Origin of the sequence: Geodermatophilus dictyosporus (assembly GCF_900115505.1) — a bacterium.
Classification (GTDB): domain Bacteria; phylum Actinomycetota; class Actinomycetes; order Mycobacteriales; family Geodermatophilaceae; genus Geodermatophilus; species Geodermatophilus dictyosporus.
The window spans coordinates 696273-717452 of the sequence record NZ_FOWQ01000001.1 but is presented as its reverse complement, the minus strand read 5'-3'; the positions used below and the strand labels follow the sequence as shown (position 1 = coordinate 717452).

Annotated in this window: 19 protein-coding genes, 1 tRNA gene and 1 pseudogene; 16 read left to right on the top strand and 5 right to left on the bottom strand. The window is 74.8% G+C overall.

The features are described 5' to 3' along the window. Window positions 1–34 precede the first annotated feature (34 nt). The 6 genes from xylA (at window position 35) to der (ending at window position 6156) form a co-directional block, all read left to right on the top strand. Window positions 35–1225 carry a xylose isomerase gene (gene xylA, locus BMZ33_RS03325; RefSeq protein ID WP_091107671.1) on the top strand — a complete coding sequence of 397 codons (1191 nt, stop codon included), beginning with the start codon at window positions 35–37 and terminating at the stop codon, window positions 1223–1225. Window positions 1226–1244: 19 nt separating this feature from the next. Further along, window positions 1245–2669, top strand: coding sequence for a xylulokinase (gene xylB / locus BMZ33_RS03320; protein ID WP_091107669.1), 1425 nt, complete (start codon window positions 1245–1247; stop codon window positions 2667–2669). Next, window positions 2666–3580, top strand: a complete 915-nt coding sequence (locus BMZ33_RS03315) for an aldose 1-epimerase family protein (RefSeq protein ID WP_091107666.1) — start codon at window positions 2666–2668, stop codon at window positions 3578–3580. The genes xylB and BMZ33_RS03315 overlap by 4 nt, the downstream gene beginning before the upstream one ends. A 136-nt stretch (window positions 3581–3716) precedes the next feature. Continuing rightward, window positions 3717–4079 (top strand): chorismate mutase, encoded by a 363-nt coding sequence (gene aroH / locus BMZ33_RS03310; protein WP_091107664.1) that lies wholly within the window; start codon window positions 3717–3719, stop codon window positions 4077–4079. A 44-nt stretch (window positions 4080–4123) separates the two neighbouring features. Next, window positions 4124–4816 (top strand): (d)CMP kinase, encoded by a 693-nt coding sequence (cmk, locus tag BMZ33_RS03305; RefSeq protein ID WP_091107662.1) that lies wholly within the window; start codon window positions 4124–4126, stop codon window positions 4814–4816. Beyond that, entirely contained in the window at window positions 4813–6156 is a 1344-nt protein-coding gene (gene der / locus BMZ33_RS03300; protein WP_091107659.1) for a ribosome biogenesis GTPase Der, read from the top strand. The genes cmk and der overlap by 4 nt, the downstream gene beginning before the upstream one ends. A 19-nt stretch (window positions 6157–6175) precedes the next feature. Here the strand turns inward: der and BMZ33_RS23035 are convergent, their stop codons facing one another. After that, window positions 6176–6352, bottom strand: a complete 177-nt coding sequence (locus BMZ33_RS23035; protein ID WP_169063827.1) for a hypothetical protein — start codon at window positions 6350–6352, stop codon at window positions 6176–6178. A gap of 164 nt (window positions 6353–6516) precedes the next feature. Between BMZ33_RS23035 and BMZ33_RS03295 the strand changes: the two genes are divergently transcribed. The 8 genes from BMZ33_RS03295 (at window position 6517) to BMZ33_RS03260 (ending at window position 15489) form a co-directional block, all read left to right on the top strand. Then, window positions 6517–7941 (top strand): cytochrome ubiquinol oxidase subunit I, encoded by a 1425-nt coding sequence (locus BMZ33_RS03295; RefSeq protein WP_091107657.1) that lies wholly within the window; start codon window positions 6517–6519, stop codon window positions 7939–7941. Window positions 7942–7943: 2 nt separating this feature from the next. Then, entirely contained in the window at window positions 7944–8978 is a 1035-nt protein-coding gene (gene cydB, locus BMZ33_RS03290; RefSeq protein WP_091107655.1) for a cytochrome d ubiquinol oxidase subunit II, read from the top strand. Then, the gene (gene cydD / locus BMZ33_RS03285) at window positions 8978–10633 is read left to right on the top strand and encodes a thiol reductant ABC exporter subunit CydD (protein ID WP_091107653.1); all 1656 of its coding nucleotides are present in this window, start codon (window positions 8978–8980) and stop codon (window positions 10631–10633) included. The genes cydB and cydD overlap by 1 nt, the downstream gene beginning before the upstream one ends. Then, on the top strand, window positions 10630–12279 hold the full coding sequence (gene cydC / locus BMZ33_RS03280; RefSeq protein WP_091107651.1) for a thiol reductant ABC exporter subunit CydC: 1650 nt from the start codon (window positions 10630–10632) through the stop codon (window positions 12277–12279). Before cydD ends, cydC begins: the two co-directional genes overlap by 4 nt. After that, on the top strand, window positions 12276–13160 hold the full coding sequence (locus BMZ33_RS03275) for an alpha/beta fold hydrolase (protein ID WP_091107649.1): 885 nt from the start codon (window positions 12276–12278) through the stop codon (window positions 13158–13160). The genes cydC and BMZ33_RS03275 overlap by 4 nt, the downstream gene beginning before the upstream one ends. A gap of 75 nt (window positions 13161–13235) precedes the next feature. After that, a tRNA-Pro gene (locus BMZ33_RS03270) sits at window positions 13236–13309 on the top strand. A gap of 191 nt (window positions 13310–13500) precedes the next feature. Further along, the gene (locus tag BMZ33_RS03265) at window positions 13501–14448 is read left to right on the top strand and encodes an SDR family NAD(P)-dependent oxidoreductase (RefSeq protein ID WP_169063826.1); all 948 of its coding nucleotides are present in this window, start codon (window positions 13501–13503) and stop codon (window positions 14446–14448) included. Between the two features lie 519 nt (window positions 14449–14967). Further along, window positions 14968–15489, top strand: coding sequence for a hypothetical protein (locus BMZ33_RS03260; protein WP_091107646.1), 522 nt, complete (start codon window positions 14968–14970; stop codon window positions 15487–15489). Window positions 15490–15778: 289 nt separating this feature from the next. Here BMZ33_RS03260 and BMZ33_RS03250 read toward each other — a convergent pair whose 3' ends face one another. After that, the gene (locus BMZ33_RS03250; RefSeq protein WP_091107642.1) at window positions 15779–17251 is read right to left on the bottom strand and encodes an amino acid permease; all 1473 of its coding nucleotides are present in this window, start codon (window positions 17249–17251) and stop codon (window positions 15779–15781) included. 626 nt (window positions 17252–17877) lie between these two features. Here BMZ33_RS03250 and BMZ33_RS03245 point away from each other — a divergent pair. Beyond that, the gene (locus BMZ33_RS03245; RefSeq protein ID WP_136697182.1) at window positions 17878–18393 is read left to right on the top strand and encodes an anthrone oxygenase family protein; all 516 of its coding nucleotides are present in this window, start codon (window positions 17878–17880) and stop codon (window positions 18391–18393) included. Then, complete coding sequence (locus tag BMZ33_RS23030) at window positions 18390–18926, top strand: GNAT family N-acetyltransferase (protein ID WP_169063825.1); 537 nt, start codon at window positions 18390–18392, stop codon at window positions 18924–18926. Before BMZ33_RS03245 ends, BMZ33_RS23030 begins: the two co-directional genes overlap by 4 nt. A gap of 158 nt (window positions 18927–19084) precedes the next feature. On the opposite strand, the pseudogene BMZ33_RS24625 reads toward BMZ33_RS23030, so the two are convergent. From BMZ33_RS24625 to BMZ33_RS03225, 3 genes and pseudogenes are all read right to left on the bottom strand, one after another. Then, window positions 19085–19540 (bottom strand): annotated as a pseudogene (locus BMZ33_RS24625) (alpha/beta fold hydrolase); the annotation flags it as partial. A 59-nt stretch (window positions 19541–19599) separates the two neighbouring features. Next, entirely contained in the window at window positions 19600–20052 is a 453-nt protein-coding gene (locus tag BMZ33_RS03230; RefSeq protein ID WP_091107638.1) for a DUF3291 domain-containing protein, read from the bottom strand. Between the two features lie 520 nt (window positions 20053–20572). Then, window positions 20573–21073 (bottom strand): cupin domain-containing protein, encoded by a 501-nt coding sequence (locus BMZ33_RS03225; protein WP_091107636.1) that lies wholly within the window; start codon window positions 21071–21073, stop codon window positions 20573–20575. Window positions 21074–21180 lie beyond the last annotated feature (107 nt).

Below are 21180 nucleotides of genomic sequence, written 5' to 3'. Positions count from 1 at the left end.
CACCCCGCACCGCACCGCCCGAGAGAGGAACCCCATGTCCACACCCCAGCCCACCCGCGAGGACAAGTTCACGTTCGGCCTGTGGACGGTCGGCTGGCCGGGCCGCGACCCGTTCGGCGAGGCCACCCGGTCGGCCGTCGACGTCGTCGAGTCGGTGCACCGGCTCGCCGAGATGGGCGCCTACGGCGTCACCTTCCACGACGACGACGTGATCCCCTTCGGCAGCGAGACCACCGCGCGGGACGAGCACATCAAGCGCTTCCGCGCCGCGCTGGACGAGACCGGCCTGGTCGTGCCGATGGTCACCACCAACCTGTTCACCCACCCGGTCTTCAAGGAGGGCGGCCTCACCGCCAACGACCGCGAGGTCCGCCGCTACGCGATGCGCAAGGTCATGCGCAACATGGACCTCGCCGCCGAGCTGGGCGCGCAGACCTACGTGCTGTGGGGCGGACGCGAGGGCACCGAGGTCGACACCGCCAAGGACCTCCTCGCCGCGCTGGACCGCTACGCCGAGGCGATCGACACCCTGGCTGCCTACTCCGAGGCCCGCGGCTACGGCCTGCGCTTCGCGCTGGAGCCCAAGCCCAACGAGCCGCGCGGCGACATCTTCCTGCCCACCGTCGGGCACGCCATCGCCTTCATCTCCAAGCTCGACCACGCCCACCTCGTCGGCATCAACCCCGAGGTCGGCCACGAGCAGATGTCGAACCTGAACTTCACCCACGGCATCGCCGAGGCGATCTGGCTGGGCAAGCTCTTCCACATCGACCTCAACGGCCAGCACGGGCCCAAGTTCGACCAGGACCTGGTGTTCGGCCACGGCGACCTGCTGCAGGCCTTCAGCACCGTCGACCTGCTGGAGAACGGCGGCCCGCAGGGCGGCCCGTCCTACGACGGCCCGCGGCACTTCGACTACAAGCCGCTGCGCACCGAGGACATGGACGGCGTCTGGCGCTCGGCGGCGGCCAACATGCGCACCTACCTGCTGCTCAAGGAGCGGGCCGCGGCCTTCCGCGCCGACCCCGAGGTGCAGGAGGCGCTCGCCGCCGCCCGCGTCCCGGAGCTCCGGCAGCCGACCCTGGCCGAGGGCGAGACCTTCGAGGACCTGCTGACCGACCGCTCGGCGTTCGAGGACTTCGACGCGGACACCGTCGCCCAGCGCGGGGCCGGGGTCGTGCGTGTCGACCAGCTGGCTCTCGAGCACCTGCTCGGCGCCCGCTGAGCCAGCCGGACGCCCGACGATGACACTGGTGGCCGGGGTCGACTCGTCGACCCAGTCGTGCAAGGTCGTGGTGCGGGACGCCGGCAGCGGCGCCCTGGTCCGAGAGGGCCGGGCGCCGCACCCGGAGGGCACCGAGGTCGACCCGGCCGCCTGGGAGGCGGCGCTGCGGACGGCGCTCGCCGAGGCCGGTGGCCTCGACGACGTCGCCGCGGTCGCCGTCGGCGGGCAGCAGCACGGGATGGTCTGCCTCGACTCCGACGGCCGGGTCGTGCGCGACGCGCTGCTGTGGAACGACACCCGCTCCGCGCAGGCGGCGACCGACCTCACCGCCGAGCTCGGCGGCCCGCAGGCATGGGCCGACGCCGTCGGCCTGGTGCCGGTGGCCTCCTTCACCGTCACCAAGCTGCGCTGGCTGGCCGAGGCCGAGCCGGCCAACGCGGCGCGGACGGCGGCGGTGTGCCTGCCGCACGACTGGCTCACCTGGCAGCTGGCCGGCGCGCCGGGCCTCGACGCCCTCGTCACCGACCGCGGCGACGCCAGCGGCACCGGCTACTGGTCGCCGGCTCAGGAGTCCTACCGGCCCGACCTGCTCGAGCGGGCCTTCGGCCGCACGCCGGTGTTGCCGCGGGTGCTCGCTCCGGCGGAGCGGGCCGGCACGGTCGCCGGCGGCGGCGCGGTGCTCGGCCCAGGCACCGGCGACAACGCCGCCGCGGCGCTGGGCATCAGCGCCGAGCCCGGCGACGTGGTCCTGTCCATCGGCACCTCCGGCGTGGTCTCCACCGTGTCCACCACGCCGAGCGCCGACCCGTCGGGCACGGTGGCCGGGTTCGCCGACGCCACCGGCAACTTCCTGCCGCTGGTCGTCACCCTCAACGCCGCGCGGGTGCTCGACGCCACCGCGCGGCTGCTCGGCGTCGACCACGCGGAGCTGTCCCGGCTGGCGCTCTCCGCGCCGGCCGGTGCCGGCGGCCTGGTGCTGGTGCCCTACCTGGAGGGCGAGCGGACCCCGGACCGGCCGCGCTCCACCGGGGCGGTGCACGGCCTGACCCTGGCCACCGCCACCCCGGCGCACCTCGCCCGCGCCGCCGTCGAGGGGCTGCTGTGCGGCCTCGCCGACGGGCTGGAGGCCATCGCCGCCCAGGGCAACCCGGTGCGCCGGGTGCTCCTGGTCGGCGGCGGCGCCCGCTCGGAGGCCGTCCGCCGGCTCGCGCCCGCCGTCCTCGGGGTGCCGGTCCTGGTGCCGCCGCCGGGGGAGTACGTCGCCGACGGCGCCGCCCGGCAGGCCGCCTGGGTGCTCGCCGGCGGCGACACCCCGCCGGTGTGGCCGGCCACCAGCACCGAGACCTACGAGGCCGATCCGGTCCCCGCCGTCCGCGAGCGCTACGCCGAGGTCCGCGACCTCACCGCCGACCGCGCTGCTGCAGACGGTGAGCGCCCCGGGTGAGCGTGCTGCCCACCGGCGAGCAGCACGTCCTGCGCGCCGGTGACGCCGAGGCCGTCGTCGTCGAGGTGGGCGGCGGCCTGCGCACCTACTCCGCGGGCGGCCGCGCGGTGCTCGACGGCTACGCCGCCGGCGAGATGGCGCCCGACGTCCGCGGGCACGTGCTCGCGCCCTGGCCCAACCGGCTCGGGAACGGCGTCTGGTCCTGGGACGGGCAGGAGCTCCGCACGCCGGTGACCGAGCCGGAGCGGGGGACGGCGATCCACGGCCTCGTCCGCTTCGTCGCCTGGCGGCTGCTGGCCCGCAGCGACGACTCGGTGGTGCTCGAGCACCTGCTGCACCCGCAGCCGGGCTACCCGTTCGCCCTGCGGCTGCGGGTCGGCTACGAGCTCTCCGCGGAGGGGCTGCGCGTGACCACCACCGCGACCAACGAGGGCGACCGCGCGCTGCCCTACGGCGAGGGCCACCACCCCTACCTCGCGGCGGGGGAGGGGCTGCTCGACGACTGCGCGCTCACCGTGCCGGCCGCCACCCGCGTCACCCCCGACGACCGGCTGCTGCCCGTGGGCACCGAGCCGGTCGAGGGGACGCCCCACGACCTCCGGGCGGGCCGCCGGATCGGCGACCTGCGCCTGGACGACTGCCTCACCGACCTCGCGCGGGACGCCGACGGCACCGCCGAGGTGCGGCTGGTCGACGCGAGCGGCCGTGGCGCCGTCCTCTGGCTGGACGCCTCCTACGGCTGGCTGCAGGTCTTCACCGGCGACGTCGTCGAACCGGCGTCCCGGCGTCGCCGCGGACTGGCCGTGGAGCCGATGACCTGCCCGCCCGACGCGTTCCGCACCGGAGTGGGCGTCCGCCGGCTGGCTCCCGGCGAGTCGACGACGTCGACCTGGGGCATCCGCCCGCTCTGAGCGGCACCCGTTGTCCCCAACTCCTCGGCCACTCCGCACGGCGGGCGATCCGGGCGGGGGAGGCGGCTGGCACGGGGTACCTAGACTCGACCGGGCACCCCAGGGACGGGAGCCGGGACCGACCGAGGAGGGTGCAGTGGCCGTACGGGCCATCCGGGGCGCGACACAGGTGGACGCCGACGACCGCGACCAGGTGCTCGAGGCCACCCGCGAGCTCGTGAGCACGGTGGTCGAGCGCAACGGCCTCGACCACGACGACATCATCAGCATCCTGTTCACCGCGACCCCCGACCTGGTCTCGGAGTTCCCCGCGCTGGCCGCCCGCGAGCTCGGCATGGGCGACGTCCCGCTGATGTGCGCCACGGAGATCGGCGTCCCGCACGCGCTGCCGCGGGTGCTGCGGCTGATGGCGCACGTGGAGACCGACCGGCCGCGCACCGAGATCCACCACGTGTACCTGCGGGGTGCCGTGGCGCTGCGACGGGACATCGCGCAGTGAGCGAGCGCCGGCGAGCGGAGACCACTGCGCGCAGTGATCGCGCAGTGAGCGAGCGGGAGTTCCACGGGCAGGTGACCCTCGACGGCCCGTCGGGGACGGGCAAGTCCAGCGTCGCGCGGGCGGTCGCCGCCCGGCTGGGCGCGGCCTACCTCGACACCGGTGCGATGTACCGCGCCGCCACCGTCGCCGTCCTCGACGCCGGGGTCGACCCCGAGGACGCCGAGGCGGTGGCCCGGGTGGTGGCCGGCGCGCGCATCGAGGTGGGGACGCACGCCGACACCGAGCGGGTGGAGGTCGACGGCACCGACGTCGCGGTGCGCATCCGCGGCGCCGAGGTGACCCGCGCCGTCTCGGCGGTCTCGGCGGTGCCCGCGGTGCGGCGGCAGCTGGTCGACCAGCAGCGCTCGCTGGTGGCCGCGGCCGACGCCGTCGTCGTCGAGGGGCGCGACATCGGCACCGTGGTGCTGCCCGACGCGACCGTGAAGGTCTACCTGACCGCCGCGCCGGAGGCGCGCGCCCAGCGGCGCGCCGCCCAGCTGGGGCTCACCACGGCCGACGAGGTCGCCGAGCTCGCCGCCGACCTCCGCCGCCGGGACGAGTACGACAGCAGCAGGGCGGACAGCCCTTTGCGGCCGGCCGCCGACGCGGTGGTCGTCGACAGCACCGACCTCGGTCGGGAACAGGTGGTGGACCGCGTGGTAGAGCTGGCCCGCTCGGCAGTGGAGGTGCGGTCGTGACCGAGGAGGGCACCGGCGGCCCGCTGCCGGTGGTGGCGGTCGTGGGCCGGCCCAACGTGGGCAAGTCGACGCTGGTCAACCGGATCCTGGGCCGCCGCGCGGCGGTGGTGCAGGACGTCCCGGGCGTGACCCGCGACCGCATCTCCTACGAGGCGCTGTGGAACGGCCGGCGGTTCACCGTCACCGACACCGGCGGCTGGGACCCCCGGGCCGAGGGGCTGGGCGCGTCGATCAGCCGGCAGGCCGAGCACGCGATGCGCACCGCCGACGTCATCGTGCTCGTCGTCGACAGCACCGTCGGGGCGACCGACACCGACCTGGCCGCCGCGCGGATCCTGCGGCGCAGCGAGCAGCCGGTCATCGTCGTGGCGAACAAGGTCGACGACGAGCGCAGCGAGGCCAACGCCGCCGAGCTGTGGTCGCTGGGCCTCGGCGAGCCGCAGCCGGTGAGCGCGCTGCACGGCCGCGGCTCGGGCGACCTGCTCGACCTGGTGCTCGACGCGCTGCCCGAGGCGCCGCGGGGCGAGCCGGAGGAGGGCGGCCCCCGGCGGGTGGCGCTGGTCGGCCGGCCCAACGTGGGCAAGTCCAGCCTGCTCAACCGGCTGGCCAAGGAGGAGCGCTCCGTCGTCGACTCCGTCGCCGGCACCACCGTGGACCCGGTCGACTCGATCATCACGCTGGGCGGGGAGGAGTGGCGCTTCGTCGACACCGCCGGCCTGCGCCGCAAGGTCACCACCGCCAGCGGGACCGAGTACTACGCCAGCCTGCGCACCGAGGCCGCGATCCAGGCCGCCGAGGTGGCCGTCGTGCTGCTCGCCGCCGACGAGGTGATCAGCGAGCAGGACCAGCGGGTGATCACCCAGGTCGTCGAGGCCGGCCGCGCGCTGGTCATCGCCGTCAACAAGTGGGACACCCTCGACGAGGACCGGCACGCCCAGCTGGAGAGGGAGGTCGAGCGCGACCTCGCCCGCGTCCGGTGGGCCAGCCGGGTGAACATCTCGGCGGCCAGCGGCCGCGGCGTCGGCAGGCTCGCCGACCACCTGCGCGCCGCCATCGCCTCCTGGGAGACCCGGGTGCCGACGGCGGAGCTCAACGCCTACGTCCGCCAGCTGGTGCAGGAGACGCCGCCCCCGGCCCGCGGCGGCCGCGCCCCGAAGATCAAGTACGTGACGCAGGCCGACGTCCGGCCGCCCCGGTTCGTCGTCTTCTCCACCGGCTTCCTCGAGGCCGGCTACCGGCGCTTCCTCGAGCGCAAGCTGCGCGAGCGCTTCGGCTTCGCCGGGACGCCCATCGACATCTCGGTCAAGGTCCGGGAGGGTCGCGAGCGCCCCCGCGGCTGAGTCCGGCCGCCGCCGCGGGTCAGGTCCGCGGCGGCGGCACCGGCTCCTCGATGCGGTCCCAGCTGTGGTGGCTGTAGAGGGTCTTGTTGCCCCGGGTGTCGTAGACGACGAGGTGCCCGGTGGCGGTGAAGCTGAAGCGGGCGCCGTCCTCGTAGCGGATCACCTCGCCGTCGGCACGGTGCAGGTCGAAGGCCATCCCGGGAGCCTGGCACGTCGGCGGCCCGGCAGCCCGTCGCACCCCCGCGGCGCCCCGTCCGGCTCGCGGTGCACCTCAGCTAGTTGCGTGCAACCCTGAGGGCGCCCGGCCCGCGCCAGACCCGCGCGCGCCCCTGCCTGGCTCCCGGACGAGGTGGTGCGCACGTGGACGTGGTCGAGCTCAGCAGGTTCCAGTTCGCCTCGACCAGCATCTTCCACTTCTTCTTCGTCTCGCTGACGGTGGGCCTGGCGTTCCTCATCGCGGTGATGGAGACGATCGCCTACGTCCGCGAGGACCGGCGGCACGTCTACGAGAAGATGACCAACTTCTTCGGTCACCTCTTCCTCATCAACTTCGCCGTCGGCGTGGTGACCGGGATCGTGCAGGAGTTCCAGTTCGGGATGAACTGGAGCGAGTACTCCGACTTCGTCGGCAACATCTTCGGCGTCCCGCTGGCGCTCGAGGTGCTCATGGCGTTCTTCCTCGAGAGCACCTTCATCGGGCTGTGGTGGTTCGGCAAGGACCGGCTCAAGCCCTGGATGCGGCTGGGCAGCATCTGGCTGGTCGCCATCGGCACGCAGATCAGCGCGTTCTGGATCGTGCTGGCCAACGCCTGGATGCACCACCCCGTCGGCTACGAGGTCGTCGAGGGCCAGGCCCGGCTCACCGACTTCGGCGCCGTCGTCTTCAACTACAAGGCCTGGCTGTACTTCGCCCACGTGCAGGGCAGCGCCTGGGTGGTCGCCGCCTTCTTCGTCCTCGGCATCAGCGCCTACCACCTGCTGCGCCGGCAGGACACCGACGTCTACTCCGCCTCGCTGCGCATCGGGCTGGTCTTCGCCGCCATCGGCACCGTGTTCTCCGTCGTCAGCGGGCACACCGAGGCCCAGGTGGCACGCGAGGACCAGCCGATGAAGTTCGCGGCGATGGAGGCCCAGTGGGAGACGTCGGACTCCCCGGCGCCGTGGTCGCTGGTCGCGTTCATCGACGAGGAGGCGCAGGAGAACTCGTTCAACGTCGAGATCCCCATCGTCGGGTCCGTGCTGGCCTACAACAGCTTCGAGGGCCGCTACGAGGGGCTGATCCCGCTCAACGAGGAGTACCAGGAGCTCTACGGCGAGGGCGACTACATCCCGCCCGTGGCCTGGGTGTACTGGTCGTTCCGGATCATGGTCGCCATCGGCTCGCTGCTGCTCGCCACGGCGTTCCTCGGGCTGTTCCTCTGGTGGCGGCGCAAGCGGGGCCTGGAGGAGACCCGCTGGTTCCTGCGGGCGCTGGTGCTGTTCATCCCGCTGCCCTGGATCGCCAACTTCACCGGCTGGATCGTCACCGAGATGGGCCGCCAGCCGTTCATGGTCTACGGCCTGCTCACCGTGGAGGAGGGCGTCAGCCCCAACACCTTCGGTGAGGTGCTCGCCGGGCTGGTCGGGCTGTGGGTGGTGTACCTGGCCCTCATCGGCCTGGACATCTACCTGCTCAGCGTCACCGCCCGCGCCGGCATCCACCGCAAGCCCGAGGCGCAGCTGGTCGCGGCGCCCGCGCCGGACTACGAGGGCGTGGGCTTGCAGGGGTACGAGAGGAGGAACTGACGGTGGACCTGGTCACCCTGTGGTTCTGGCTGATCGCGCTCACCTTCACCCTCTACTTCTTCCTCGAGGGCTTCGACTTCGGCGTCGACATCCTGCGGCCCACGCTCGCCCGCACCGAGCCCGAGGAGCGGGCGCTGACCGGCACCATCGGGCCGTTCTGGGACGGCAACGAGGTCTGGGTGATCGCCGCCGCCGGGCTGATGTTCTCCACCTTCCCGGTCTGGTACGGCGCGGTGTTCAGCGGCATGTACCCGCTGTTCGTCGCCATCCTGCTGGCGCTGCTGCTGCGCGGGGTGTCCTTCGAGTACCGCAACCAGGTCGACAGCGAGCGCTGGCGGGCCTTCTGGGACTGGATGTCCTTCGCCGGCAGCGTCGTCCCCTCGTTCCTGTGGGGCGTGATCATGGCCAAGCTCATCGAGGGCATGCCGGTCAACCGCGAGGGGCGGGTGCAGGGCGGCCTGCTGGAGATGTTCACGCCCTTCTCGCTGCTCGGCGGGGCCACCACGCTGCTGCTGTTCATGCTGCACGGCGCCAACTTCCTGCTGCTGCGCCTGCACACCGACACCGTGCTCTACGACCGCGCCCGCCGGGCCGCGCTGCGCTGGGGCGCGCTTGCCACGGTGGCGGTCGTCGGGTTCGTCGTCATGGGTTACGTGACCGAGGGCCTGTTCGAGAGCTTCGGCGTGCTGCCCTGGTTCTTCCCGGTCGCGGCGTTCCTGACCCTGGCCAGCATCTGGCTGGCGCTGTCCCGCCGCCGCGACACCCTCGCCTTCACGATGAGCGGCCTGACCATCCTCTTCGCCACCGTGACGGTGTTCATCGCGCTGTTCACCCGGGGCGAGGTGCTGCCCTCCACGCTCGACCCCGACTTCGGCCTGACGCTGGAGGAGACGGCCAGCCAGCAGTACACGCTGGTGCTGATGACCTGGGTGGGCGGGATCTTCCTGCCGCTGATCATCGGCTACCAGATCTGGAACTACTACGTCTTCCGTGAGCGCGTCCGTCCCGACGAGGGCTCGCTCAAGCACGGCTACTGATGCCCCGGGGTCCGGCCGGGCGGCTGCTCACGGTGCCCGGCGTCCGCCGCTCGGTGGCCCTGTGCGCGGGCGCCGGCGTGCTCACCTGGGCGCTGCTGGTCGTGCAGTGGGCGCTGGTCGCCGCCTTCGTCGCCGCGGTCGTCGACGGCGCTGATCCCGCCGGGCTCGCCGGCACCCTCGGCGGGGTGGTGGCGGCGTGGCTGGCGCGGGCCGGGGTGCTCGCCGTCCGCGACCGGGCGGTGGCCCGCACCTCGGCGCGGGTCCGCCGCCGGCTGCGCGGGGCGCTGCTGCGCAAGCTGGTCGCCCTCGGCCCGGCGCACGCCGGCGCGCAGCAGGACGGCGAGCTGGTCACCACGGTCACCGAGGGGGTCGGCCGGCTCGACGGCGTCGTCGGCCGGCTGCTGCCCGGGGCGACGACGGCCGCCGTCGTCCCACCGCTGGTGGCGGCGACGGTGCTGGTGCTCGACCCCGCGTCCGCGCTCATCCTGCTGCTCACCGGCCCGCTGGTGCTGCTGTTCCTGTGGCTCACCGGCACGCTCGCCGCCCGCGCCGCGCGCGCCCAGTGGGAGACGCTGGCCCGGCTGGGGGCGTCGCTGGCCGACACGCTGCGGGTGCTGTCCACGCTGGTGGCCTACGGGCGGGCGCGGTCGAGCGCGCGGTGGCTCACCGACGTCAGCGAGGCCCACCGGGGGAGCACCATGCGGGTGCTGCGGACGGCGTTCCTGTCGGGCTTCGTGCTCGAGTTCGGCGCGGTGCTGTGCACGGCGCTGGTCGCGGTCACCGTGGGCGTGCGGCTGTTCGAGGGCCACCTGAGCCTGCAGCGGGCGCTGCTGGTGCTGCTGCTGACACCGGAGTTCTTCGCGCCGCTGCGCGCCCTGGGTGCCGACCGGCACGCCAGCCTGGAGGGGCAGCCGGCCGCCGAGCGGGTGTTCGCGCTGCTCGACGCCCCCGAGCCGGCCTCCGGCAGCCGCCCGGTGCCCGCGGGCGTGCCGCACGTGGCCCTGCGCGGCGTCACCCTGCGCCACGGCGGGCGGGCGGCCCTCGACGGCGTCGACCTCGACCTGCCCCCGCTGTCGCGCACCGCGCTGGTGGGCCCGAGCGGTGCGGGCAAGACCACCCTGGTGCGGCTGCTGCTCGGCTTCGCCGTCCCCGACGAGGGCGCCGTCCTCGTCGACGGCGTGCCGCTGACCGAGCTCGACCCCGCCGCGTGGCGCGCCCGGGTGGCGCACGTGCCCGAGCGGCCGTTCCTGCTGCCGGGCAGCGTCGCCGACAACGTGCGCCTGGGCCGGCCGGGTGCCACCGACGCCGAGGTGGAGCGGGCCCTGGCGCGGGCTGGGCTGCTCGACGTGGTGCACCGGCTGCCGCAGGGGACCGCCACGCCGCTGGGCGAGGACGCCGCCCGGCTCTCCGGTGGCGAGCGCGTGCGGCTGGCGCTGGCCCGCGCGCTGGTCAAGGACGCCGCCCTGCTGGTGCTCGACGAGCCCACCGGCCAGCTCGACGAGGCCACCGAGCAGGCGGTGCTGGCCGCGCTCGACGAGGCCGCGGCCGGGCGCACCGTCGTCACCGTCACCCACCGGACCGCTCCGCTGGCGCTGCACGACCGGGTCGTGGCCCTGGCCGACGGCGCCCTGGCGCTGCCGGCGGTGCCCCGGTGAGCGAGCTGCTCGCGCTGGTGCGCGGCCCGCGGACGGCGCTGGCGGTCGTCCTGGGCGCGCTCACCGTGCTGTGCGGTGCGGGCCTGCTGGCGACGTCCGGCGCGCTGATCACCGGCGCGTCGCAGCGGCCCTCGACGCTGCTGGTGCTCATGCCGCTGATCACCGGGGTGCGGTTCTTCGGCGTCGCCCGCGCCACGCTGCGCTACACCGAGCGGCTGGTCACCCACGACGTCACCCTGCGGCTGGTGGCCCGGGTGCGCGGGCGGCTGCTCGAGCGGCTGACCCCGCTGGCGCCGGCCGCGCTGAGCGGCGTGCGCGGCGGGGAGCTGCTGTCGCGGGTGCGCACCGACGTCGACGAGCTGCAGGGCGTGGTCGCCCGGCTGGTCGTGCCCACGGGGGTGGCCGTCGTCGCCGGCGCGGTCGCGGTCGGGTTCACGGCGCTGGTCTCGCCGGCCACCGCGCTGGTCCTGGCCGGGCTGCTGCTGGTGCTGGGCGTCGCCGTCCCGGCGGGCGCGGCCCGGGCCGGACGGCGCGCCGCGGTGGCCGCGGCCCGGGCCGACGCCGCCGTCGCCGCCGACACCCTCGACCTGGTGCGCGGCCTGGCCGACCACCTCGGCGGGGACGGCGGGGCGACGGCGCTGCGCGCGCTGGAGGGCCACCTCGACCGGCAGGAGGAGGCCGAGCGGGCCGCCGCCCGGCTGGCCGCGGCCACGACGCTGTGCCGGGAGGGCGTGCCCGGGCTGGGCCTGGTCGCCGCGCTCTGGCTGGTCGGGACCGACGTCGCCGCGGGGACCACCGACGTGCTGCTGCTCGCGGCGTGCGCGCTCGGGGTGCTGGGGGCGTTCGAGGCCGTGGGCGGGCTGGGCGTCGCGTGGAGCGTCGCCGGCGGCATCCGCGCGGCCGCCGGCCGGGTGCGGGCGCTGGGGGAGCAGCGGCCCGCGGTGACCGACCCGGAGGAGCCGGCGCCGCTGCCGCCGGGGTCGGCGCTGCGCCTGGAGGGCGTCACGCTGCGCTACCCCGGCAGCGGGGAGCCGGCCGTTGCCGGCCTCGACCTCGCCGTCGCCGACGGCGCCAAGGTGGCGCTGACCGGGGCCAGCGGCGCGGGCAAGAGCACCGTGCTCGACCTGGCGCTGCGGGCGCGTGACCCCGACGCCGGCCGGGTCACCCTCGGCGGCACCGACCTGCGCGACCTGCCGCTGGACGGCGTCCGGTCGCGGCTGGCCTGGGCCGCGCAGGCGCCGCAGCTGCTCGGCGGCACGCTGGCCGGCAACCTGCGCCTGGGCCGGCACGACGCCACCGACGCCGAGCTGCTCGCCGCGCTCGACGACGTCGGGCTCGGGCACCTGGCCGCCGCACCGGGGCTGGACGGCTGGGTGGGGGAGGCCGGCGAGCGCCTGTCGGCGGGCGAGCGGGCGCGGGTCGGGCTGGCGCGCGCCCTGCTCAGCCCGGCCGACGTGCTGCTGCTCGACGAGCCGACCGCGCACCTGGACCCCGCGCTGTCGGCCCGCGTGGTCGACCTGCTCGCCCGCGACCCGCGCGCCGTCCTGCTGGTGACCCACGACGCCGCGGCGCTCGACGGGCGGTGGCGGGTGGTCGACCTCGACACCGATGAGTCCCGCCCGCGCGCGGCGTCTACCCGTGCATGACCGCACCGCAGACGCACACCCTCGAGACGGCCGGCGCCGTCGTCACCTACGACGTCCGGCCCGGCACCGGCGACGGGCCGCCGCTGCTGCTCGTCGGCTCGCCGATGGGCGCCTCCGGCTTCGCCTCGCTCGCGTCGCACTTCCCCGACCGGACGGTGGTCACCTACGACCCGCGCGGCGCCGAGCGCAGCCGGCGCACCGACGGCGCGGCCACCTCCACGCCCGAGGAGCACGCCGACGACCTGTCGCGGGTGGCCGAGGCGGTCGGCGGCGGGCCGGTGGACGTGCTGGCGAGCAGCGGGGGAGCGGTCAACGCGCTGGTGTGGGTGGCCCGGCACCCCGGGCAGGTGCGCACCCTCGTCGCGCACGAGCCGCCCGCGTCGCGGCTGCTGCCCGACCGGGAGGCCGCGCTGGCCGCCTGCCGGCACGTGCACGACACCTACCGGCGCAGCGGCGCCGGCGCCGGGATGGCCGAGTTCATCCGGCTCGTGGTGCACCAGGGGCCGCTCACCGAGGACTTCGGCCGGCAGCCGGCCGCCGACCCCGCCGCCTTCGGCCTGCCCGCCGAGGACGACGGCTCGCGCGACGACGTGCTGCTCGCCCAGAACCTCATGACGTGCAACGCGCACGAACACGACGTCCCGGCACTGCGTGCCGCGCCGACCCGGATCGTGCCCGCGGTCGGGGAGGGCTCGGCCGGCCAGCTCGCCCACCGCGGCGGCCTCGCCGTGGCCGCGGCACTGGGCGTCGAGCCGGTCGTGTTCCCGGGCGACCACGGCAGCTTCCTCGACTCGCCCTACGGCCCGCCGGCCGACGTCGCGGCGTTCGCGGCCCGGCTGCGCGAGGTGCTGGCCGCCGACCGGGACACCGTGCCGGCCTGACCACCGCGCGGTCGGGGCGAGCGGGTGCGGTAGCCTCCTGGAGCAGCGATCGGGCGGTGCGAGCCGCCCGGCGCTCGGGCTGTAGCGCAGCTTGGTAGCGCACTTGACTGGGGGTCAAGGGGTCGCAGGTTCAAATCCTGTCAGCCCGACAGCGGGAAACCGCAGCTCAGGGGCCGTGTCCGGAGAGATCCGGAACGGCCCCTGACCGCTTCTCGAGGGAGTTCGACCGCCGTCAGCCGATCCTGAGTCGGCTGCGGACGGCAGCAACGGGTCCGGTCAGTGTGCGGCGACCGGCCGACCGTTCCTCGCCTCGGTCCGCCTGCGTGACCGCGGTGGGCTGGTGAGCCGGCCCGACAGTACGGTCGTCCGACGGACCGGACCAGCGTCGGTTGCAGGAGGACATCGTGCCCACCGGCCATCGGATCACCCGTTGATGAGCACCGCGAGCCGTGCTGCCCTGGTCACCGGCGGCGCCAGTGGCATCGGCCGCGCGACGGCGGCGAGGCTGCTCGCCGAGGAGTGGCAGGTGGTCTTGGCCGATCTCCACAGTGGGAACGGCGCGCAGGTGGCAGAGGAGTTGCGGGAGGAGTTCGGCGGGCGGGTCAGCTTCGTCCGCGCCGACGTGTCGGAGGAAGCTGACGTCGCCGGAGCCGTGGCGGCCTGTGTGACGGAGTTCGGCCGGATCGACTGCGTCGTGAACAACGCCGGAGTCGGCGGCGCCTTCGGCGCCCTGACCGACATCGCGGTCGAGGACTGGGACTACACCTTCGCTGTTCTCGTGCGCAGTGTGTTCCTCGGGATCAAGCACGGTGCCCGTGAGATGCGGGCAGCCGGACGCGGCGGGTCCATCGTCAACACGGCTTCGGTGGCCGCGTTCAGCGCAGGAGCCGGACCTCAGGCGTACTCGGCGGCCAAGGCCGCGGTGGTCAACCTCGGCCGGGTGGCCGCGGCGGAGCTGGCCGGCGACCGGATCCGGGTGAACACCGTCTGTCCGGGACTGATCGTCACGCCGCTCATCGGGTCCGACGTGGACACGGCCCGAGCGGTCATGCGCGAGGCGCAGCCCTGGCCGGACCTGGGCACTCCCGAGGACGTCGCCGAGGTCATCGCCTTCTTGGTCGGCGACGCGGCACGATTCGTCACCGGTGAGGAGGTCACGGTCGACGGTGGCCTGCGCGCCGCAGGCCCGCGGATCCACGCCGCCTACGGCGGGGAGCCGCGCACCCGCGGGCTGGTGGGGGTCAACCGGGGGAGCACCGGCGAACCTCCGGTGGTCCGGCGCGCCTGAGGCCCGGCCCTCGGCCCGGGAGGTCCGTGCGCCCGGACGGATTCTCACCGACCGGGAGCTGTGGACACCCCAGGGCTGGATCGCCGACCGGCTCGCGGCACCGAGGGGCAGGTGCGGAGGTCGACGACGACGAGATGAGTCGGCCGGTGCACCGCCGTCCGCGGCCGAGCTCGACCATGACTCCCCCCGGCAACCGCAGCTCAGGGACCGTCTCGGGACAGATCCGGAACGGCCCCTGACCGTCTTGAGGGTGGCTCGACCACCATCGGCCGACCGCCGGCCACCCCGGCGCGGACGTGGACGATGGACCGCGCCGCGCAGGTGGCCGGGGTCCCGGCGACCGACCGCGTCCGCCCGGTGGCCCGGCGGCTCCTCGACCGCGCTTGCAGCACCTGCGGGTCCTGGGCACCTGTGGACGGCGAGGTCGGCGATCCCGACCCGCCTGGAGGCAGTCCGTCTCGCCCTCGGTCTCGTCGCGGCGTCGCGCAGGACTTCCTCGAGCAGGACCCGGCGACGACGGTGCTCACCGCCGCCGACGGCGACGCCGGCGGCATCCAGGCCCACGCCTACGTCGTCGACGAGGAGACGCCGGCGGCCGTGGGGACGATCGACGTCAACCCCGGTGCGGAGGTCGTCGGGGTCGAGGACCCGGAGGTGCCGCAGAACGCCCTCGACGGCCGCTACGGGCGAGGCACCGCCCCGTTCACCGCCGCACCCGACCAGTTCGGCCAGGAACTCGCCTTCGGCGTCGCCTGGACGGGCACGGCCGACCTGACCGGCGGGGTCGTCGCCCGGTCGGCCGGGCTGGCCGCCGACGTCGTCGACGAGCGGCTCCCCGACCGGTTCGACGACGTCGACGTCTACCGGATCGCCTGTATGACGCTGTTCGGCGAGGCGCTGGCCCACCCCGACGGTGCGGTGGCCCCGACCCGCCCGGCTCCGCAGGGCACCCCACCCGGTGAGCCGGACGAGGACGCCGTGATCGACGAGATCCCGGTCGACGAGGGCGAGCGCGGGGACGGGAGCAGCCCGACTCCCTGAGCGAGCGCGGTCGTGCGGCCGGGACCCCACCGGGCCCCGGCCGCACGACCGCTGCTACGGCCGGCCGGGGGAGCAGGTCACCGTCGACGCCTCCCGGTCGCAGGCCGCCCGTTCGTCGATGACCGGCTTCGAGTGGGACGTCGAGGAGGACGGCGTCTTCGACCGGACGACCACCACGCTGCCGCGGCCGGCGGCGCCGACCGACCTGACCGTGCAGGGGATCGGCACGGCCGGGGACGCAGGCACCGTCCGGGCGTGCCTCGACGGCCGGCCGCCTACCGCGTTCGGGTCAGCGGCGTCCTGGTCCGTCAGGGGGTGAGGTCGGCTGGGGTCGGTGGTGCGGACTGTCGGGGTTCAGCAGCGAGTGCCTGCGGCCGTAGGCGAAGTAGATGGCGAACCCGATGAGGAGCCAGACGCCGAAGCGCGCCCAGGTCTCCCAGGGCAGTTGCCAGATCAGGAACAGCGACGACAGGACCCCGAACGCGGGGACGAAGGGCATGAGGGGCAGCCGGAAGGAGCGGGGGGTGTCGGGCTGGGTGTAGCGGAACAGGATGACCGCGGCGCACACGACGATGAACGCGGACAGGATGCCGATGTTGGTCAGGTCCGCCACCGCGCGGATCGGGAAGACTCCGGCGAGCAGGGCGGAGGCCACGCCGGCGATCCAGGTGACCCGCTGCGGGGTGCCGGTCCGGTCGACCTTGGCGAACCACGGGGGCAGCAGCCCGTCGCGGCTCATGGAGAACCACACCCGGGTGACGCCGAGCAGGAAGGTCAGCATCACGGTCAGGATCGACAGCACCGCGAAGACGGAGATGATCGTGGCGATGACCGGCAGCCCGACGCTGGTGAAGGCCGAGGCGAAGCCGGCGGTCGGGTCGATGTCCTGGTAGTTCTGCATGCCGGTGAGCACCAGGGTCGCGGCCACGTAGAGCGTCATCGCGATGACCAGCGACAGGATGATCGCCTTGGGCATGTGCTGCTTGCCGTCCTCGGCCTCCTCGGCGGCGGTGCTCATGGCGTCGTAGCCGAAGACCGCGAAGAAGACGGTGGCCGCGCCGGTGAGCACCGGGCCGAACCCGGCCGGCAGGAACGGGTCGTAGTTGGCGGTGTCGATGTAGAAGATGCCCAGCCCGATGATGAACAGGATGAGCACGATCTTGATGGCCACGGCGATCAGCTCGAACCGGCCGAAGGCCTTCGTGCCGCGGCTGAGGATGAAGGTGACCAGCAGGCAGATCACGATGGCCGGGACGTTGACGACACCGCCTTCCTCGGCGGACGCCGTGATCGACGTCGGCAGGGTGAGCCCGAACCCGTCGAGGAAGGCCTCGAGGTAGCCGGAGATGCCGATCGCCACGACCGCGACGATGGCGATGTACTCCAGCAGCAGGTCCCAGCCGATGAACCACCCGATGACCTCGCCGAGGGCCACGTACCCGTAGGTGTAGGCCGAGCCCGCTCGCGGGATCATGCCGGCGAACTCGGCGTAGGACAGCGCCGCAGCCGCCGACGCCAGACCGGCGATGAGGAAGGCGATCAGCACGGCCGGCCCGACGCCGGGGTTGTCCTCGTCGCCGTGCGCCACCAGCCCGGCGAGGGAGAAGATGCCGACGCCGATGATGCCGCCGACACCGATCGCGGTCAGCTGCCACAGCCCGAGGCTCTTGGCCAGCGCGCCGGCCCCGCTCTGCTGCTCGATCTCCTCCATCTGCTCGACCGGCATGCGCCGGAAGACGGACTGCCGTGCCTGACTCGTCATGGCTCTTCCCTCATGGCCTGACCCGCGGGCCGCGGGCCCCTCGAGGGGCGTTCGGCGCGGTGACGACCGGTGCTCGCTGATCCTCGTCGGGGATGCGGGGCGCTCGGGTCGGCTCTCCGGGGCTGAGAGAGCGGGGCGTGGAGCGGTGTGCCGGTGGGCATCATGGTCATGCCCGGCCCGGCCGTCAAACGCGGCGGAGGACGGCCCTCGGCGTCCGCCGCGCCACGGACGACACCGCGAGATCCGCGCGGCGGGCAGGGTGGAGTCCGGTGGGAGTCCGGCCAGGGCGGCGGACGGCGGGTGCACGACTCGCCGCCCACGCCGCCACGGCGGAACGGGCGTCCCGATCGGGTCGCGAGGGCGTCGACGTCCCCGTCGGTCGGCACGGACACGCAGGTCGCACGGGCGGCTCTCGACCACCATCCTGACCACCGTTCGCCCCTGGCGTGCCCGTGCGCCACCGTCCACCGTCGTTCCGGGACAGGTCCACAGCAGTTCCGGGACAGCGTGCACCGCTGTGGTCGGATCGGCCGGCCCGCACGGGCGGGCCGGCCGACGAGAGGGCGAGCGCCCCGGGGACCACCTCAGACACCGCCCCCGTCGTCACCCCGTGAGAGGAGCCTCCGATGGAGCACGAACACACCTCCCGCGTCGCCCGGTGGGCCCGGCCGCTCGGGCTGGCCTCGGCGACGTCCGCCGGCGTCCTGACGGGCGGCATGGTCTTCATCGAGGTGGTTCTCGTGCCGTCCTGGCGCGCGACGCCGCCGGCCGAGTTCCGCCGGTGGTTCACGGCGCACGCCGGGCGCATCCGGAGCCTGATGATCCCGCTGGGCGCCGGCGCGGGCGCCACCAGCCTCGCATCGGCGGTCACCCAGCTCGTCGGCCGCCGCAGGTCCGGCGCCGCCGTGGTCGCCGCGGTGGCCACCGGGGGCGTCGTCGCCGTCACCCTCGCCGTCAACGAGCCGGCCAACGACCGGTTCACGTCGGGTCGGCTCACGGACCCCGAGACCCGGGACCTGCTGCGGACGTGGGCTCGCTGGCACCACGTCCGCGTCGTCCTCGGCCTCGTGGCGACGGTGGCCGCGACCTGGGCAGCGCAGGAGGCGGGCGTGGCCAGGACCGCCGAGGCGGCCCGGCCGTGACCGACGTCCGCGCGCAGGGGCACCCGATGCGCACCGACCGCACGGAGGTCGTACCGGTCACCGTCGAGGTCGCGGAGGCCCTCCTGGAGTCGGACGCCGCCTTCCGCGAGCGCTTCGGCCCGGACGTGGCCACCGGCTACCTCGCCTTCCCGGAGGCGCTCCCGGCGACGCTCGACGCACTCCGGTGCGGGATGCCGCCGCAGTGGTTCAGCTACCTCGTCATCGACCCGGTGGAGGACCTCGTCGTGGGGATGGGCGGGTTCACCGGACCGCCCGTGGACGGGGCCGTCGAGATCGGCTACAGCGTCGCCCCCGCCCACCGCGGACGCGGGCACGCCACCGCGGCGGCGCGGCTGTGGCTCGACCTCGCAGCACGCGAGGGGGTCTCGCTGGTCCGGGCGCACACGCTGGCGGAGGAGGGCCCGTCGACGACCGTGCTGCGGAGGCTCGGGTTCGAACGGGTCGCCGAGATCGACGACGCGGAGGACGGTCCGGTGTGGCGCTGGGAGCGGGCGCCAGGACCGACGACCTGACCGACGGGGGACGTCCCGGCTCGCTCGCCGGGCCGGATCACCGTCCGTCGGCGCGGCGGGCGTTGTCCACGATCGCGCGGACGAGCCGCGGCCACGCCCCACGGGGCAGGTCGTGGCCCATCCCGGGGACGAGCTCGAGGCGGGCGCCGGGGGGTGGCCTCGGCCGTCGCCCGCCCGCCGGACGGATGGCACACCGGGTCCGCGGTGCCGTGGACCACCACGGTGGGCACCGTGAGCCGCCGCAGGGCGTCGGTCCGGTCGGGAGCGGCGCCCACCGCCCGGTGCTGGCGACGGCGGCCGTCGCGGGCGTCGGGATCACGTCGGAACGCGGGCCTGGTCACGCGCCGCAGCTCGTCGAGATCCTGCTCGAAGCCGGTGGACCCGATCGTCGAGAAGACCCGGACCCGGCGTTCGACCGCTGCCTCCTCGGGCCGCGGCGGTCGGCCGAGTGCACGACGCAGGACCCGGGGTGAGGTGCGCCCGACGCCCCGGCGACTCGTCGTCGACACCAGCGAGGCCAGCGACCGGACCCGGTGGGGGTGCCGGATGGCGATCGCCTGGCCGATCATCCCGCCGAGCGATGCGCCGACGACGTGGGCGGACTCGTGCCGCACTCCAGAGCCTGCGCTCCCGCCGGCACCTCCAGCTGCGCGACCCGGGATGACGGTTCCGCTCACCGCGGGCCTCGATCCGCACGCTCGCGGTCGGCGGTTCCCGCCGAGGGGTCCCGGGAGGAACCGCGTTCGGCGTCGAGGTGCTGCCGTGCGTCGTCCCAGCGCACCGGCAGCTGGACGGCGGGGACCTCCCAGAACGTGAAGGTGGACTCGGCCATCGCCGCCCGATGGCGGCGCATCGCGCCACGGTGCGGCTCGGCCCGGACCAGGGCGTCGAGGCTGCCCCGGTCCCGCCAGGCGCTGAGGGTGAGGAACTCCCGCCGCAGCGGACGGGCGATGAGGGAGATCCCCAGCGCCCCGTCCGCTGCCCGGACCTGACGGTGGATGCGCATCGAGTCGAGGAAGAAGCGCGGCACCTGCCGGAGTCGGCGGACGCGGAACCGGGAGGCCATCACGACCGCGGTCGTCCCGGGGACCGGAACAGGGCCGGAGAACCAGGGCAGGGTGGGCATCGGGGGTCCTCTCGTGTCGTGGTGTGGATCACGGGTGCGTGCTCTTCCCGTCGCTCCGCCGGTCAGGGGTGCTCGCCCGGGTGCGGGCGTCCTCCCGGCCGCCGGACCGCCGTGGCGGCGGGGCCTGCGCAGGGGACTGCGGTCCACAGCCTCCTCCGCGTCGCAGCCGGGCGGGAGGGAGCGACGCCTGGGTCACGAGCACCGCCGGACCGCACGTCGTCACCCAGGACCGGACCGTTTGACCTGCACAGGTGGAGCCGGACGGACGTCCGCGGCGCCCCGGCCGACGGCTCGGGCAGGGAGTCGCAGGTCCGGTCCCGTCGGCCCGGTCGTGGGACCACGGGGATGGTCCCAGGCCGCGCCCGTCATCCACCCCCTGCCTCGCGGGCCGGTGACCCGTCGGCCGGATCGGCGCGCCGGTGTCGCACGGCGCCCGCAGCAGGGGCGCGGTCGGCGTCGGCCGCACAGCCGCACCGTGGTGGTGCGAGCCGGCCCTCCGTCCCGACGTGGCCTGGACGGCTCACGGCCGGACGCCGTGGCGATCGACGAGATCCGCGACGCGGTCCCAGTGGAAGGTCACGCCGTAGCGAGCGTGGTGCGCGTCCAGGGCCTCCCGTCGCTCCTGCGGGGTCATCGCGGAGTCGGTGAGGAGCACGCCGGCCTCGTCGTAGTAGTGGGCGAAGGTCGCCGGTACGTGCAGCTCCATCACCCGCGCGGGCTCGCTGCCGGGGTTCCAGAAGGCGTGCGGCACGCCGCGCGGCTTGATCACGTAGCTGCCGGCCTCGGCTGTGAAGGTGTCCTCGTCCACCTGGAACACGACCTCGCCGGAGATGACGTAGGAGCACTCGTCCTCACGGGTGTGGGTGTGCGGCGGGACGAGCGCACCCGGGGCGATCCGACCCTCCACGACCAGCAGACGACCGCCGAACCGGTCGGCGTCCACCTTGTGGGTCATGTCCAGCGCGGGCACTCGTGTGCCTTCGCCGGGCCGGATGATCCGGCTGTCGGGGTCCTGGCTCATCGTTCCTCCTGTCCCGAGCTCTCTCGCCGCCGACGGAGTGCTCGTGGTCGTCGGTCCGACCGACCCGTCGATGACCGCGCACGGTGCCACTCGACCGGTGTCCGGAC